The organism is Salinisphaera sp. C84B14 (genome assembly GCF_040361435.1).
GTDB lineage: Bacteria > Pseudomonadota > Gammaproteobacteria > Nevskiales > Salinisphaeraceae > Salinisphaera.
The window spans coordinates 41,608-56,440 of sequence record NZ_APNL01000018.1 but is presented as its reverse complement, the minus strand read 5'-3'; the positions used below and the strand labels follow the sequence as shown (position 1 = coordinate 56,440).

Genomic DNA, 14,833 nt, shown 5'->3' with positions numbered 1-14,833 from the left:
GCACCACCCTCGCCAACCGCCCATCCAACACCACGAGATCGTCATGAACGCACTTCGCCTGCCGTATAACGAACTGTCCGCTGCTGCCTACCAGGGGCTTTTGCAGACCAAAAAAGCCCTGGCGGACGGCCCGCTCGACCCATGCTTGATCGAATTGACCCACCTGCGCGTGTCGCAGATCAACGGCTGTTCCTACTGTACCCAGATGCATTCTCAGGCACTGCGCAGGCGCGGCGTCGAAAACGCCAAGATCGACAGCGTGGCCGGGTGGCGCGTCAGCCCGCGTTTTGACCATACAGAACGCGCCGCGCTTGCCTGGGCGGAATCGCTGACCCATGTCGAGGCAACGGCTGCTCCGGATGTCGATTACGAAGCACTCAAATCGTACTTCAGCGATGCCGAAATCTCGGATCTGACGATTTCGGTCGCACTCATGAACGCCTTCAATCGGCTGGCTGTCGGCCTGCGTCTTTAATCGATCGGCACGTTCGCTCACGTCCGGAAACCGACCGCGGTTTCAACCGAGCGATCCGTTCTCGTGGCGATATCCACACCCGGGCAGGCAATCGGTGCGTCAGGCACTCACGTCATCTCGGGTTATTTGCGGACTGCGTAGCGGTCCACTTTCAATCATAGTCGTCCAAGAACAAACCGCAGAAATCGAATAAGAAAGCGAATAAACCGGGCGACTGCGCCCTGGCAGGCACCGAGATGACGCGCGACGAGCTCTACGATCGCGCTCAGCAGCTCGATATCAAAGGCCGCAGCCGCATGACGAAAGAAGAACTGGCCGCCGCGATCGACGTCGACTAAAGACTAATGAAATAAAATTTCTTTTATCTTTAGCGGGTTATATTCGTTCAAACTCGACCGCTTGGGGATTGACCACAAACCGGGCGCATCGGCACGAAAGCTGCGTTTGCCTGTGCCATGGAACAGACTACGCTGACAGCCAGGGGTGCCCGCGCCGGCAACGGTTCGCGGGCCGAGCCGTTGGCGGGCCGGATTCCAACGACATCACGACAACAACAAGCACACCGATAAAACAGGGGGCTTCATGACGGCCGATCAGATTGGTTTTTCCTTGCTCATGCTGGCGATATTGCTCTACGCCGGCAAATGGGTGCGCATGCACTGGGCGCCGGCCCAGAAACTGTTTCTACCGGCCTCGATTCTGGCCGGCGCCATCGGGCTGATTCTGGGCCCCGGCGTACTCGGCGCCATCGCGCGTGCGGTGGGCGGTGAGGAAGCAGCGCTCGCGCAGGGGGCAATTCCCGAATCCATGCTTTCGATATGGAGTGACCTGCCCGGATTGCTGATCAACGTGGTGTTCGCCACGTTGCTGCTCGGCGTGCCGCTGCCCAACTTCAATCGCGTCTGGAGCCTGGCCGGGCCGCAGCTGGCCTTCGGCATCACCCTGGGCGCCGGTCAGTACGTCATCGGTATTCTTATCGCTGCCCTCGTTCTGGCACCGTTTTTCGGCGTGCCGATCATGGCCGGTGCACTGATCGAAATCGGCTTCGAAGGCGGCCACGGCACCGCGGCCGGCCTGCAGGGCACGTTTGCCGAACTCGGCTTTGCCGACGGCGCCGATCTGGCGGTGGGCATGGCCACGGTCGGCGTGGTGTCGGGCATCGTGTTCGGCATCATCCTGATCAACTGGGGCGTGCGTACCGGCAAGAGTGCCGTGCTCGACAAGAGCGTCGCCAGCATCCCGCACGATCAGCGCCGGGGTCTGGTTCCCCACGACGATCGCCCGTTATCGGCCGGTAACATGACGGTACGCTCGGAGTCGATCGAACCGTTGACCCTGCATTTCAGCTTCATCGCCATGGCCATTCTCGTGGGCCTGGGCATTCTCGAAGCCATGAGCTGGGTCGAGAGCGTGACCTGGGGCGCAGGCGAGAACGGCATCGAACTGCTCAGTGCCGTGCCGCTGTTCCCGCTGGCCATGATCGGCGGTCTGGTCGTACAACAGATTCTCACGCGCTTCGACAAACACAACCTGCTCGATCGCGGCCTGATGGAGCGCATCCAGGGCTTCGCGCTGGATCTGCTCATCGCCGCCGCCATCGCCAGTCTGTCGCTGACGGTGATCGCCGATCACTGGGCGGCTTTCCTGATGCTCGGTATGGCCGGCATCGCCTGGAACGTGGGCATGTTCCTGTGGCTCGCACCGCGGGTCATCCCGAAGTACTGGTTCGAGCGCGGCATCGGCGATATCGGCCAGTCCATGGGTGTGACCGCCACCGGCCTGATCCTCATGAAGATCGCCGATCCGGACAACAAGACCCCGGCCTACGAGGCCTTCGGCTACAAGCAGATGGTGTTCGAGCCCTTCTTTGGCGGCGGCCTCGTGACCGGCCTGTCCCTGCCCATCATCTACAACTTCGGCCCCTGGCCGTTCTTTGCCGTGATGCTCGCACTCGTGGTCCTGGGCATCGGCTCCGGGCTGCTCTACTTCGGGCGCTTGAAGCAGGACTACTAACGCGAGCGCCGCCTCGTTTGACAACGCCACGCCGCACGCCTGAACAGCGTAGCGGCGTGGCCGACCAGGCTGCCTGGCCCTTCAACGCGGCGGGCAGCCCAGATGCAGGGCTGCACACGGCCGGCGAACTACAGGGCGATTCGCGCTCGTGCCTTTTCCACGCTTGGCGTATTATCAGAAAATAATAATTTTTGCATATGCGCCGCCCTGGCCTGCGCGACCCGCGCTGAACAGGGCCGATGACGCGAACAGGGAGCACGCATGGGTTCGCACAAAAAACGAAACGTCCCCTTCAAGAGCCAGGGCGCGAACTGCGCGGCCACGCTGCATGTGCCCGATAGCGGCGATAACGCCCCCTACCCGACGATTGTCATGGTGCATGGCTGGGGCGGTACCCAGCTATTGCTGGTCACGCCCTTCATCGAAGCGTTCAACGACGCCGGATTCGCGGTTCTGACCTTCGATTACCCCGGCTGGGGCGACAGCGAGGGCGAGCCACGCCACACCATCAACCCTTGGAAGCGCGAGCAAGTGGTCGAGCGCGCAATCGCCCACGTGCGCACACTGGAGGAAGTCGATGATCGCCGGATCATCCTCTGGGGCACGTCGTTCGGCGGCGGCCACGTAGTCAAGATCGCGACCACCCATCCCGAGCTTTACGCTGCGATCGCCCAGGTGCCGATGCTCGACGGCCTACGCGCGGTGACCGCGGTACCGGCCCCACGCATGCTGCGATTCGGGCTGGACATGGTGCGCGACTTCGCCAGCAAAGGGCGTACCCATTACATCCCGATCATCGCCCCGAAAGGCGAGTATGCCTCCATGGACCGGGACGGGGCCTGGCGAATAGATGCCTGGATCGCCTCGCATCTCGACGCGGAATACGACAACCGCGTGTCGGCCGCTTCGCTTGCCACCATGGGCTTCTATCGCCCGTTCAAGCATTTGAAATCCATTCGTATTCCCACACTGATCATCGGCGCGACACGGGATACGGTCGCACCCTTCGACCAACGCCGGGTGGCAGCCCAGGCATCGGATAGCGTCACCATAAAGACGATCGACGCCAACCACTTCGATCCGTACCTGCCACCTTGGTACGAAACGAACATCGGCCTGCAGCTCGATTTTCTGCGCGCGCTGGTGCCGCAACCCACACATGACGCCGATCGCGTCGCGTAGGCGGATAGCAGGCGACGACCAAGCAGGGCGTAGGTTGGATTAGCGCAGCGTAATCCAACAAAGAACGCAGCCGGCGGAGCCGGTCCGCCCCACGCGCCGAGCCGGGCAGACAGGCGTTGCCGTGTTGGCTTACGGCCTTCGGCTCAAGCCAACCTGCACGGATGGGAACGCGCCCCGGCGGTCGTCCTGTTCTGGCACCGTCTTTTCTTACGTCCGCGGCCTACCGGCCCAGCCGTTCGCCGCGGGCATCAATCATCCAGCCGGCGAATCGCGGGCGTCAGACTTTGTGCCTGGCGGTCGATACCGGCCCAGGGGCAATCCCGCTGCGCAAGCCGGCGAAAGATATTGCCCAGATGAAAGCGCTGCGGGCCGATCTTGGCGTCGCCAAGTTCATCCCAATCCAGCGGCGTGGCGATGGGCGCGCCGGGTTTTGCGCGTAGCGAATACGGCGCGATACCGGTCTGGGCGTAGGCATTGCGCCGAATATCCAGATACAGCCGGCCCCGCCGCTTGTCCTTGCGATGCGCGGTCGTGAACTCGTCGGGATGATCGGCCGCAAGGCCTTCGGCAATCCGCTCGGCAAAATCGCGAACCGTGTCGAAGTCGGCGCTGCGATCCAGGGGTACGACAACATGCAGGCCGGAGGAGCCGGTCGTCATCACGAACGCCTGAAGATCGAGGTCGTGCAGACGTTTCCGTAGGCAACGCGCTGCCTTGATCACGAGGCGGAAATCGTCGCCGGGCGGGTCCAGGTCGAAGATCAGCCGGTCCGGATGGTGCGGCGTGTCGGCGCGCGAGAGCCAGACATGAAAGGCAATCGTGCCCTGGTCGACCAACCAGGCCAGCGTATCGGCATCGGGCGCCAGGGCGTGGGTAATCTCGCCGTCTTCCTTATCGACGGTCACCCGCTCGATCCAGTCCGGATAGTGGTCCTGAACGCTTTTCTGGATGAAGTTCACGCCGTCGATGCCGTCCGGAAAACGGTGCAGCGTCAACGGCCGGCCCTCGATCAGCGGCAGCATCTGGGCGGCGATCCGCTGGTAGTAGTCGACAAGATCGGCCTTCGTATAACCGGCATCCGGGTAGAACAGCTTGTCGGCGTTGTCGATTTCGATACTCATGGTGCGCTTTCGGGCTGTTCGCGTACGACTTCGCGTGCGTCCTTGTCGTCGCGTTCGCCAAGATAGCTCGGGTGGCGCAGCCGGCCGTCGTCCGTCCATTCGGTAAAGGCGAACTCTGCCACGCGCTCCGGCGTGACCCAGTGCACGCCGGCCTGCTGGGCGCCCGGGTCGATGAAGGGTGAGGTCTTGCGTTCGATGGCCTCAAGCGACCGGCGCAGACGCGCCAGTTCGTCTTCGTCGAAACCGGTGCCGACCCGGCCGGCATAGTGCAGATCACCGTTATCGTAATAACCGACCAACAACGCGCCGAGACCGCTACGGCTGCCCTGCGGCTCGGTAAAGCCGCCGATGACCAGCTCTTGGCCACGGCTACACTTGAGCTTGAGCCAGCGCCGGGAGCGTCCGCAGCGATAGGGGCTGTCGGCTTGTTTGGCAAGAATGCCTTCCCAGCCTTTGGCCCGTGCTTCGGCGAGATAGTCTTCGCCGCAGGCATTGCGATGCGCGGTATAGCGCAGCGCCTTGCCAAAGTCGAACTGGCTGCGCAGCAGCTGCTTGCGATCGCGCAGCGCCACGCGGCGCAAATCCAGTCCGTCCAGCCAGGGGCAGTCGAAGGCATAGAAATACACGGCCACCCCACTGGCCTTTGCGGCCTCGGGGTCGCTGATGCCGGCACGCTGCTGAAGACGCGAGAAACTGGTGACCTTGCCGTCGAAGGCCACCACTTCGCCGTCGAGCACGAAGCGCCGATGCGGCTGCTGGGCAAAACACGCCACCAACTCGGGGAAATGGTCGGTACGCGACTGGCCGTTGCGGGTGAGCAGCTCCACGTGATCGCCGTCGCGAAAGACCAGCAGGCGAATGCCGTCGAGCTTGCGTTCGAATATCCACTCCGCGTCCGAAAACGGCGTATCGGACAGCGTGGCCAGCATCGGCTCGAAGCGCCGCGGCATGGTCAGGTTGCGCGTATCGTCAAGCACGCGCTCGGGCAATTCATCGCGCCAGTCAGTCATTGTCCGGCCCCTGCGCGGCGATGTCGGCCAGACCGCGATCGCTCAAGACCGAGTCGGGCTCGGTGTTCACCGGGTTGCGGCGGGCATCGGCCGCATCATCATCCATTTTCACCAGCAGCCACTGGCGCTTGCCGTTTTCGCTGCGAAAATGGGTCAGCGAATAGCCGCCGCTTATTTTCTCCCCGTGCAGCACCACGGTGAGATGGCCGTCGGCAAAACAGTCGGCCAGGCTTTTTTCGATACGGCCGTCGTTGTCGCGCTTGGCGTTCTCGAAAGGCCCCGTATCCCAGACCAGCACCGTGCCGCCGCCGTATTGATCGCCGGGAATCACGCCTTCGAAATCGGCATAGTCGAGCGGGTGGTCCTCGGTTTCCACCGCCAGGCGCTTTTCGCGCGGGTCGGTCGAAGGGCCTTTGGGCACGGCCCACGACTTGAGCACGCCGTCGATCTCAAGCCGGAAATCGTAGTGCAGCGTGGAGGCGTCGTGCTTCTGGATCACGAAAATCGGCCGAGCGCCGCCCTTGCCCACGCCGGCCCTGCCCGACGGCTCCGGGCTGCGCTCGGGATCCCGGCGATCACGATAGCGGGCAAGCTTGTCTTGTGTGGTCATGTCGACTCTCTTGCTTGATACACGATTGATAGCGGCTTGCGCGCGTCCCGGCTATTCGCAGTTTTACTCATATGCAGGCGCGCGGGCGTGCAGCACCGGCTCGCTCGCCTGCCAGCGCTTGAGCGCCTAAACTCGCGCTTTTGCGGATCTTTTGCGATGAACCACAGCGATTACATGGCCCAGGCCCTGGCACAGGCACAGCTGGGCCTGGACGAAGGCGGCGTGCCCATCGGCTGCGTACTGGTACGCAACGGCGAGGTGGTCGGTGCCGGCCATAACCGCCGCGTACAGCGCGATAGCGCCATCCTGCACGCGGAAATGGACGCGCTCGAAGCCACCGGCCGCCGCCCCGGGTCGTTCTACAAGGACGTCACGCTCTACACCACGCTCTCGCCCTGTGCCATGTGTACCGGCGCGATTCTGCTCTACGGCATCCCGCGCGTGGTGATTGGCGAAAACGAAAGCTTCATGGGTGAAGAAACCCTGCTGGCCGAACGCGGCGTCGAAGTCGAGGTGCTGGGCGATGCCGGCTGTCGCCAGTTGATGGTCGACTTCATGCGCGAGCGCCCGGATCTCTGGAACGAGGATATCGGCGTTTAGGAAAGCTCTGCACAACCTGTCGCAGTCGCGCCAGGTGCGTTGCGCGCGATTGACAGACAAGTGAGAGCGTAGCGTGCCCAAGCCAATAAGCAAGTTCACGGTAGCGAACGCTGACGCCGATCAAGCGCGCGCAAAGCCCCGGCCCCGAAAGGGGTCGGCCTCACAGACGCCGCGGCCGCGTTGCCAAGCTTGACCTGCCAATAAGGCAGGCGCTGCGCCTGGACGCCTTGCCGCACCGTCTGTGAGCACGCGAACGCGATCCGCGAGAGGTTATGCAGAGCTCCCCTGAGCAATCTCTGCACACCCTGGCGTGGTCGCGCCGGCGTGCTTTGCGCGGGGCTGGCCGGAAGGTGGGCTTTAGCCAAAACGCTTACTGCCACAGCGCCCGTGCGCGGCCCGCGATATCGATCTGTGGCGGGCGCGGCGGTTGTGCTGCCGATGTGCGGGCGGCTTCGACCGCGCCGTCGGTCACCGCCTCGAAATGGCGCATGACGCGCGGGGTGAGAAAACGGCTGGTCGCGCCATAAACATGGCGGTCGCCGTGGCGATGCTGCTCGGTGACGTAGTAGCGCAGCGGCGAGACGATCTCGAGCGTGTTCTTCGCCCGGGTGAAGGCCACGTACATCAGCCGGCGTTCTTCATCGAGCGCGGCGTCGCTGGACGTCGAATATTCGTTCGGGAAGGTGCCATCGGCCACGTGCAGCAGATACACGCTATCGAACTCTCGCCCCTTGGCGCTGTGTACGGTCGATAGCACCAGATAATCCTCGTCGAGGTGGGCATCGTCGTTGTGATCCCCGGTCGCCGAGGGCGGATCGAGCGTGAGATCGGTCAGGAACGCGCCGCGATCGGCGTGCTGGCTGGCCATACGCATCAGGTCGTCGATATCGCCGGCCCGGGCCGTGGTCGGGGGCTCGAAGCGTTCGTCGAGGGTGCGCTTGTACCAGGCCGCCAGCGGTTCGACGCCGGCCGGCCAGTCGGCATGCACCGCGTCTGCCAGCTGGCCTGACAGGGCCTGCCATACGTCGCGATCGCCGCGCGGCAGGCGAAACCCGGCCAGGGCCGACAACGCGTCGTTCTGCGCTTGCAGGTATTCGAAGGCCTGGCGGGCGGTGCCGGGGCCGACACCGGGCACGAGCTGGAATACCCGATAGGCAGCGATCTCGTCGCGCGGGTTTTCGGCAAGGCGCAGCAGCGCGAGCAGATCCTTTACATGCGCGGCTTCGAGGAACTTCAGCCCGCCGTATTTGCGAAACGGGATATCGCGCCGGATCAGCTCGATCTCCAAGTCGTTGGCGTGATGCGAATTACGAAACAGCACCGCCTGTTGCTTGAGCTCAACGCCGGTTTCGCGGCGCTCGAGCACGCGGTCGACCACGTAACGGGCTTCGTCCACGCTGTCGCGCACGGTGACATGGCGCGGTTTCATACCGGCGCCGCGATCGCTGTAAAGGGTCTTGTGATAGCCGGTGCTCGCCTCGCCGATAAGCGCGTTGGCGGCATCGAGAATCGCGCCGGTCGAGCGATAGTTGCGCTCCAGGCGTACCGTCATGCAGCCGGGATAATCATCGGCAAAACCGAGAATATTGGCGACTTCGGCAGCACGGAACCCGTAGATCGCCTGGGCATCGTCGCCCACCACGCACAGCCCGCGACCGTCCGGGCACAGGCGCTTCAAAATCGCCGCCTGGAGGATGTTCGTGTCCTGATATTCGTCCACCAGCACGTGGTCGAAGCGTGCGGCCACGGCCTCCGCCAGGGCGTCGTGGCCCATCATCATCGCCCAGTAGAGCAGCAGGTCGTCATAGTCGAGCGTGGCCCGGGCGAGCTTGCGTTCGGTATAGGCCGCGAACAGCGCCTTGAGGCCGTCGTGATGCTCTGCGCACCAGGGGTAGCGCGTGGCCAGCACGTCCGCCAGCGTGGCCTGGCGATTGACCACCTGCGAATAAATGCCCAGGCAGGTGTCCTTGCGCGGAAAGCGGGTCTTGCCGGCGCCCAGATCCAGGCGCTGGCGGCAGACGTCGAGCAGATCGGCCGCGTCGCCGCGATCCAGAATCGAGAACTGTTCGTCCAGCCCGAGTGCGCCGGCCTCTTCACGCAGCAGCCGTGCGCCGATGGCATGAAACGTACCCGCCCAGGGCAACTTCAGACTGCCGGTACGACGCCCGCGGGCCGCAAACGCCGCGTCCACCACCGCATGCGCACGGCGGGTCATTTCGTCGGCGGCACGACGGGAAAAGGTCAGCAAAAGAATGCGGCGCGGATCCACGCCGGATAAAACGAGATGCGCGGCACGATGCGACAGCGCCTGGGTCTTGCCGCTGCCCGCGCCGGCAATCACCAGCAGCGGGTCGCAGTCGAAACGCCCCGCCACGCGCACGCCGTGGGTCACGGCCTCGCGCTGGGCGTCGTTGAGATCGTCGAGATAAGCCGTATCGGACATGCGCCCAGACTGACCCAGGCGGTGGGTCAGATCATGACCCACCGCCGCGGCGATGCGTGCCCGGGGCAGGCCGAGCCGCACCGACATTCGGCAGCGGCCAGCCGAGACGTTAAACTACGGAGCAACACCCGCGCGCGTTGTGCGTTGCGAAGCGAAACACGAGGAAAACGATGTTCGAATCGATTGAGCGAGTGCCCGGCGATGCCATTCTCGGGCTGATCGAAGCCTTCAAGAACGACAAGAACCCCAACAAGGTCGACCTGGGGGTGGGCGTCTATCGCGACGAGCAGGGCAGTACGCCGATCATGCGCGCGGTCAAGCAAGCCGAGAAGCTGCTCATCGACAACGAACAGACCAAGGCCTATATCGGCTCGCACGGCGATCCGGAATACGGCGCGGACATCCTCAAGACCGTGTTCGGCGCCGAAAGCGAGGTTCTGGCCGCCGATCGCGCCAGCGCCACCCAGTCGCCCGGCGGTACCGGCGCCCTGCGTCTGGCCGCGGATTTCATCAAGAGCAACCTGCCGGGCAAGTCGATCTGGCTGTCGGACCCGACCTGGCCCAACCATCTGGGCGTGTTCGGCGCAGCCGGGCTGAACATCGAAAAATATCCCTATGTCGATGCCGACAACCGGCTCGACTTCGACGGCATGCTCGCCGCCCTCAAGCAGATTCCGCAGGGCGACGTGGTGCTGCTGCATGCCTGCTGCCACAACCCGACCGGCTTCGACCTGTCGCAGGATCAGTGGCAACAGGTGCTGACCGTGCTGCAGGAGCGCGCGCTGCTGCCGCTGGTCGACTTTGCCTACCAGGGCTTTGGCGACGGCATGGACGAAGACGCCTACGGCGTGCGTCTGCTGGCGAACACGCTCGACGAGATGCTCATCACCCAGTCCTGCTCGAAGAACTTCGGCATCTATCGCGAGCGCACCGGCTGCTTCATCGCCGTGGCCAAGGACGCCGACGACATGGCCGACGTGCGCTCGCAGCTGGCGATCACGGCGCGCGAGAACTATTCCAACCCGCCCGGGCACGGCAGCGCGATCGTGGCCACCATCTTCAATTCGGATGAGCTGACCACGATGTGGCGCGAAGAGCTCGACGAAATGCGCGGGCGTATCAACGGCCTGCGCAACGACTTCGTGAAAGGCCTCGCCCCGCATGGCCTCGACCAGCGCTTCGCGCATGTCGCCGAGCAGCGCGGCATGTTCTCGTTTACCGGCCTCAAGCCCGAGCATGTGGAAAAGCTGCGCGACGAACACAGCATCTACATGGTCAAATCCGGCCGGGCGAACGTGGCCGGGCTCAACAGCGCCAACCTCGAGTATGTCTGCAACGCGATTGCCGACGTCGTGAAATAGAATCGTTGACGCCGTGCAAACGGCGGTGACAGGTATCACGAAGCCCGCCGCCCGGCGGGCTTCGTCGTTTCAGGCAAAGGTTGACTGACTGCGATGGCTGACCACACCAGGCCTGAACAATCGCGCTGGAAAATCCCGTTCGCGCTGTGTGTCGCGGTGCTCGGCGTTTCCTCCTCGGCGCCGCTGGTCAAGCTCGCCGACGCGCCGGCACCCGCGGTGGCGGCCTATCGGATGCTGTTTTCCGCGCTCCTGCTGTTACCGGTGGTGGCCTGGCGGCACCGCGCCGAACTCGCGACCATACGCCGCAGCGACCTGCTGCGCTGTATCGCGGCCGGCGTGCTGCTGGGCTTTCATTTTCTGAGCTGGTTCACGTCGCTGGACTACACCACGGTCGCCAGTGCGGTGACCCTGACCACGCTGCAGCCGCTGTTCGCCTTCGTGCTGGCCTATGCCATGTTCGGCGAACGGCTGCGCCTTGCGGCCTTCGCCGGCGCGCTGCTTTCGATCGCGGGCGCCATGATCATCGGCTGGGGCGATATCGCCGTCTCCGGTATGGCCCTGTTTGGCGATGCGCTGGCGCTGCTCGGCGCGGCGCTGGCCACCGGCTATTTCTTCGTGGGTTTTCGGGCGCGTCAGCATCTGTCGCTCAACGCCTATACCTTTCTTATCTATACCGCAGCGGCCGGCGTTCTGTTTGCCTACTGCGCCACGCTTGGCGTGCCCCTGGCCGGCTATGCCGATACCGACTGGGCCGTATTCCTGGGGCTGGCGATCTTTCCCACCCTGCTCGGCCACTCGGTATTCAACTGGAGCATGCGCTGGGTCAGCGCGACCGTGATCTCCATGGTGGTCCTATGCGAGCCGATCGGCGCGTCGGCGCTGGCCTGGCTGATCTTCGGCACCCTGCCCCAGCTCAGCCACTATATCGGCGGCACGGCCGTGCTGGTGGGGGTATTGATCTTCATGCGTTATCGCAACCCGCCGCCGGTGGCGAGCGGCGCTGGCTAGCGGCCGCATGTTGACCGCAAATGAACGCGAAGAAGCGCGAATAAGACAAAAAAGACAGATCGGTCGCAGGCGCGCGACGCGCCATGCCACGGCCATCACTGGCGGCCCGACGGGCAGGCGACCGGTCGCGCCTTATTTCATGACGACAGGCCCTAGCGCACGACCTCGTATTCGCCGAGCTTGAAGCGGCGCATCGACAGCGCGTATTCCGTGGCCAGGCCCGGAAACAGCGTATGGTTTTCGCCGTGCTCGTCGAGATACCAGCTCTGGCAGCCCGAGGTCCAGGAGGTATAGCGCATGCGGTTCTGCAGCTTTTCGTGATAGCGCTGCATGACGTCGGGCTTGACCACGATTGCGGTCAGTTCGTCTTCGAGCAGTTTTGAGATCGCCTGGGTGATATAGCGCGCCTGGGCTTCGGTATAGATGAGCACCGAGGTATGCCCCGGCCCGGTGTTCGGCCCGAGCATGAAAAACCAGTTCGGCACCCCGGCCGTGGCCACGCCCTTGTAGGCCTTGCCGCCCGGCCCGCTCCACAGGTCGGCCAGGCGCTGCCCCTGGCTGCCGATGATGGGAAACGGCGCACTGGCGATATTGATCTTGAAACCGGTGGCAGTAACGATTACGTCGGCCTCGATTTCGCGGCCGTTGCTCAGGCGCAGGCCATTTTCGGTAAAACGCTCGACGCCGGCTGTTTCGAGCTCGACGTTGTCGCGGGTGAAGGCCGGGTAGTAATTGCTGGAGAACAGCACCCGCTTGCAGCCGATTTCGTAGTCGGGCGTGAGTTTTTCACGCAGTACGGGGTCCTTCGCCGCCGAGCGCATGTTCCAGAGCGCGAGCTTTTTCATGCCGGTGGCCAGGGGTGAATCCAGAATCACCGCCGGGCCCACCACGCCTTCGGTAATGGCCAGAATCGCGCGCCGGAACGCGGTCTGGGCAAACGGCAGGCGCCGGAACGTGGTCTTCATCAGGTCCGGCAGCGCCTTGTCGAGCTTGGGCAGCACATAGGGCGCGCTGCGCTGGATGACGGTCAGGCGTTCGACCTCGGGCGCGATCGACGGTATCACCTGCGTGGCGCTGGCGCCGGTACCGATGATCGCCACCTTCTTGCCGGCCAGGGAGACGTCGTGATCCCAGCGCGCGGTATGCATGATTTCGCCGGCGAAATCCTGCATGCCGGCAAAATCCGGGGTGGACGGTTCGACCAACCCGCCCACCGCCGAGATCACGGCACGGGCGGTGTAGCGCGTGCCGTTGTCGCTGGTCAGATGCCAGATACCGCGTGCGTCGTCGAACTCGGCCTGCGCGACGCCCACGCCGAAATGCAGATGGGCATGCAGCCCGTATTTGTCGGCACAGCGCTGGATATAGGCATGAATCTCGGCCGACCCCGAATAGGTGGTCGACCAGTCCGGATTCTGCTCGAACGAGTAGGAATACAGATGCGAGGGCACGTCGCAGGCACAGCCGGGATAGGTATTGTCGCGCCAGGTGCCGCCGACGTCGTCGGCACGTTCGAGAATCACGAAATCCTCGATGCCTTTCTGCTTGAGACGAATACCGGCGTTGATGCCGGAAAAACCGGCGCCGATGACGATTACGTCGTGGGCGATCGCGGTGCGTTCACGTTCTGGGGCCTGCGGCATGATGATGTTCCGTGCCAATCCGACACGGCAGTAGATAACGTGCCATTGCACGCTGTCAACATCAGCGACCCATTCGGCCCCAGGGCAGCACGAGATTGAGCACCACGCCCAGCACGCCGGCCAGGGCAATGCCTTCCAGGACGAATTCCCCAGCCGAGAAGCTCAAGCCACCCACCCCGGTCACCAGAATGATGCCCACGATGGCCAGGTTGCGCGGTTCGGTGAGTTCTTCGTCCGTCTTGGCCAGGCTGTTCATGCCCACCACGATAATGGCGCCAAACAGCAGCACGATGATGCCGCCCATGACCGGCGTCGGAATGCTGGCCAGCAGCGCGCCCAGCTTGCCGACGAATGCGAACACGATGGCAAAGCCCGCCGCCCAGGTCATCAGGGCCGGATTGTAGGCCTTGGTCAGCGTGACGGCGCCGGTCACTTCGGAATACGTGGTATTGGGCGGCCCGCCCAGAGCGGCCGCCAGCGAGGTGGCCAGGCCATCGCCGAGCATGGTGCGATCGATGCCCGGGTCCTTCAGATAATCACGCCCGGTGACCGAACGAATCGCCACGATATCGCCGAAATGCTCGATCGCCGGGGCGATGGCGACCGGCACCATGAACAGCACCGCCTGCCAGTTCCATTCCGGCGCCACGAAGTTCGGCATCGCAAACCAGGGCGCGGCCGCGATCGGCGCGAAATCCACCAGCCCGAACGGCAGACTGACCAGATAGCCGGCCACCACGCCGCACAGAATCGGCACCAGCGAGAGAAAGCCGCGCCCGAACAGCGACACCGCCACCGTAACCGCCAGCGATACGAACGACACCGTCATCGCCGCCGCCGGCTCGACCAGCTGGCTATTGCCGTTGCCGTCCAGGCCCATCGCCAGATTGACCGCCACCGGCGCAAGCACGAGCCCGATGACCATGATCACCGGCCCGGTGACGATCGTGGGCAACAAACGCGTGATCACCCCCACACCGCGCACACGAATGAGCAGCGACAACAGCATGTAGACGCCGCCGGCGGCCATCAGCCCGCACAGCGTGCCCGGGATGCCCCAGGTTTGGACCCCGTAGATGATGGGCGCGATGAAGGCGAAGGACGAGGCCAGAAATACCGGCACCCGCCCGCGGGTGACGATCTGGAACACCAGCGTGCCGAGGCCGGCCGTGAACAGTGCCACGTTCGGATCCAGCCCGGTGAGCAGCGGCACCAGCACCAGCGAGCCGAAGGCCACGAACAGCATCTGCGCGCCCAGCAGGCCGTCGCGTGCACGAAAGCGATAGGCCAGGCCCGCCTCGTCGTCGTGTTTCGGTTCTACCGCCATCACTGCCCCCCTTGCTCAGCGGCCCGAACGCACCGACCCG

General features: G+C 64.0%; 13 protein-coding genes. 7 read left to right on the top strand and 6 right to left on the bottom strand.

The genetic code is table 11. The features are described 5' to 3' along the window. Positions 1–43: 43 nt before the first annotated feature. The 4 genes from C84B14_RS14805 (at position 44) to C84B14_RS14790 (ending at position 3,670) form a co-directional block, all read left to right on the top strand. Positions 44–475 carry a carboxymuconolactone decarboxylase family protein gene (locus C84B14_RS14805; protein ID WP_353225231.1) on the top strand — a complete coding sequence of 144 codons (432 nt, stop codon included), beginning with the start codon at positions 44–46 and terminating at the stop codon, positions 473–475. Positions 476–711: 236 nt separating this feature from the next. Beyond that, a complete protein-coding gene (locus tag C84B14_RS14800; protein ID WP_348766377.1) occupies positions 712–813 on the top strand; it encodes a Rho termination factor N-terminal domain-containing protein in 102 nt (33 codons plus the stop codon). Between the two features lie 244 nt (positions 814–1,057). After that, positions 1,058–2,488 (top strand): sodium/glutamate symporter, encoded by a 1,431-nt coding sequence (locus C84B14_RS14795; RefSeq protein ID WP_353225229.1) that lies wholly within the window; start codon positions 1,058–1,060, stop codon positions 2,486–2,488. A gap of 261 nt (positions 2,489–2,749) precedes the next feature. Next, positions 2,750–3,670, top strand: a complete 921-nt coding sequence (locus C84B14_RS14790; protein ID WP_353225227.1) for an alpha/beta hydrolase — start codon at positions 2,750–2,752, stop codon at positions 3,668–3,670. A gap of 248 nt (positions 3,671–3,918) precedes the next feature. On the opposite strand, the gene ligD (C84B14_RS14785) is transcribed toward C84B14_RS14790, so the two are convergent. Genes ligD (C84B14_RS14785) through C84B14_RS14775 form a run of 3 tightly spaced genes read right to left on the bottom strand, consistent with a single transcriptional unit; the run spans position 3,919 to position 6,411 of the window. Next, a complete protein-coding gene (gene ligD, locus C84B14_RS14785) occupies positions 3,919–4,791 on the bottom strand; it encodes a non-homologous end-joining DNA ligase (RefSeq protein WP_353225225.1) in 873 nt (290 codons plus the stop codon). Next, positions 4,788–5,801 (bottom strand): non-homologous end-joining DNA ligase, encoded by a 1,014-nt coding sequence (gene ligD, locus C84B14_RS14780; protein WP_353225223.1) that lies wholly within the window; start codon positions 5,799–5,801, stop codon positions 4,788–4,790. Before ligD (C84B14_RS14780) ends, ligD (C84B14_RS14785) begins: the two co-directional genes overlap by 4 nt. Further along, positions 5,794–6,411 carry a DNA polymerase ligase N-terminal domain-containing protein gene (locus C84B14_RS14775; protein WP_353225221.1) on the bottom strand — a complete coding sequence of 206 codons (618 nt, stop codon included), beginning with the start codon at positions 6,409–6,411 and terminating at the stop codon, positions 5,794–5,796. Before C84B14_RS14775 ends, ligD (C84B14_RS14780) begins: the two co-directional genes overlap by 8 nt. Positions 6,412–6,567: 156 nt before the next feature. Here C84B14_RS14775 and C84B14_RS14770 point away from each other — a divergent pair, with 156 nt between their 5' ends. Then, on the top strand, positions 6,568–7,011 hold the full coding sequence (locus C84B14_RS14770) for a nucleoside deaminase (RefSeq protein ID WP_353225219.1): 444 nt from the start codon (positions 6,568–6,570) through the stop codon (positions 7,009–7,011). Between the two features lie 370 nt (positions 7,012–7,381). Here the strand turns inward: C84B14_RS14770 and C84B14_RS14765 are convergent, their stop codons facing one another. Beyond that, positions 7,382–9,541 (bottom strand): ATP-dependent helicase, encoded by a 2,160-nt coding sequence (locus tag C84B14_RS14765; RefSeq protein ID WP_353225217.1) that lies wholly within the window; start codon positions 9,539–9,541, stop codon positions 7,382–7,384. Between the two features lie 83 nt (positions 9,542–9,624). Between C84B14_RS14765 and C84B14_RS14760 the strand changes: the two genes are divergently transcribed. Then, positions 9,625–10,815 carry an amino acid aminotransferase gene (locus tag C84B14_RS14760; protein WP_353225215.1) on the top strand — a complete coding sequence of 397 codons (1,191 nt, stop codon included), beginning with the start codon at positions 9,625–9,627 and terminating at the stop codon, positions 10,813–10,815. A 93-nt stretch (positions 10,816–10,908) separates the two neighbouring features. Continuing rightward, the gene (locus C84B14_RS14755) at positions 10,909–11,823 is read left to right on the top strand and encodes a DMT family transporter (protein WP_353225213.1); all 915 of its coding nucleotides are present in this window, start codon (positions 10,909–10,911) and stop codon (positions 11,821–11,823) included. Between the two features lie 152 nt (positions 11,824–11,975). Here C84B14_RS14755 and C84B14_RS14750 read toward each other — a convergent pair whose 3' ends face one another. Continuing rightward, a complete protein-coding gene (locus tag C84B14_RS14750) occupies positions 11,976–13,466 on the bottom strand; it encodes a flavin-containing monooxygenase (RefSeq protein ID WP_353225211.1) in 1,491 nt (496 codons plus the stop codon). Between the two features lie 61 nt (positions 13,467–13,527). After that, on the bottom strand, positions 13,528–14,793 hold the full coding sequence (locus C84B14_RS14745) for a uracil-xanthine permease family protein (protein WP_353225209.1): 1,266 nt from the start codon (positions 14,791–14,793) through the stop codon (positions 13,528–13,530). Positions 14,794–14,833 lie beyond the last annotated feature (40 nt).

Excerpts from the sequence above, each read along its gene's own strand:
- ligD (WP_353225223.1), bottom strand. The coding sequence starts at position 5,801 with ATGACTGACTGGCGCGATGAATTGCCCGAGCGCGTGCTTGACGATACG.
- C84B14_RS14755 (WP_353225213.1), top strand. The coding sequence starts at position 10,909 with ATGGCTGACCACACCAGGCCTGAACAATCGCGCTGGAAAATCCCGTTC.
- C84B14_RS14805 (WP_353225231.1), top strand. The coding sequence starts at position 44 with ATGAACGCACTTCGCCTGCCGTATAACGAACTGTCCGCTGCTGCCTAC.
- C84B14_RS14800 (WP_348766377.1), top strand. The coding sequence starts at position 712 with ATGACGCGCGACGAGCTCTACGATCGCGCTCAGCAGCTCGATATCAAA.
- C84B14_RS14795 (WP_353225229.1), top strand. The coding sequence starts at position 1,058 with ATGACGGCCGATCAGATTGGTTTTTCCTTGCTCATGCTGGCGATATTG.
- C84B14_RS14750 (WP_353225211.1), bottom strand. The coding sequence starts at position 13,466 with ATGCCGCAGGCCCCAGAACGTGAACGCACCGCGATCGCCCACGACGTA.
- C84B14_RS14760 (WP_353225215.1), top strand. The coding sequence starts at position 9,625 with ATGTTCGAATCGATTGAGCGAGTGCCCGGCGATGCCATTCTCGGGCTG.
- C84B14_RS14765 (WP_353225217.1), bottom strand. The coding sequence starts at position 9,541 with ATGTCGGTGCGGCTCGGCCTGCCCCGGGCACGCATCGCCGCGGCGGTG.
- C84B14_RS14745 (WP_353225209.1), bottom strand. The coding sequence starts at position 14,793 with ATGGCGGTAGAACCGAAACACGACGACGAGGCGGGCCTGGCCTATCGC.
- C84B14_RS14775 (WP_353225221.1), bottom strand. The coding sequence starts at position 6,411 with ATGACCACACAAGACAAGCTTGCCCGCTATCGTGATCGCCGGGATCCC.
- C84B14_RS14770 (WP_353225219.1), top strand. The coding sequence starts at position 6,568 with ATGAACCACAGCGATTACATGGCCCAGGCCCTGGCACAGGCACAGCTG.
- ligD (WP_353225225.1), bottom strand. The coding sequence starts at position 4,791 with ATGAGTATCGAAATCGACAACGCCGACAAGCTGTTCTACCCGGATGCC.
- C84B14_RS14790 (WP_353225227.1), top strand. The coding sequence starts at position 2,750 with ATGGGTTCGCACAAAAAACGAAACGTCCCCTTCAAGAGCCAGGGCGCG.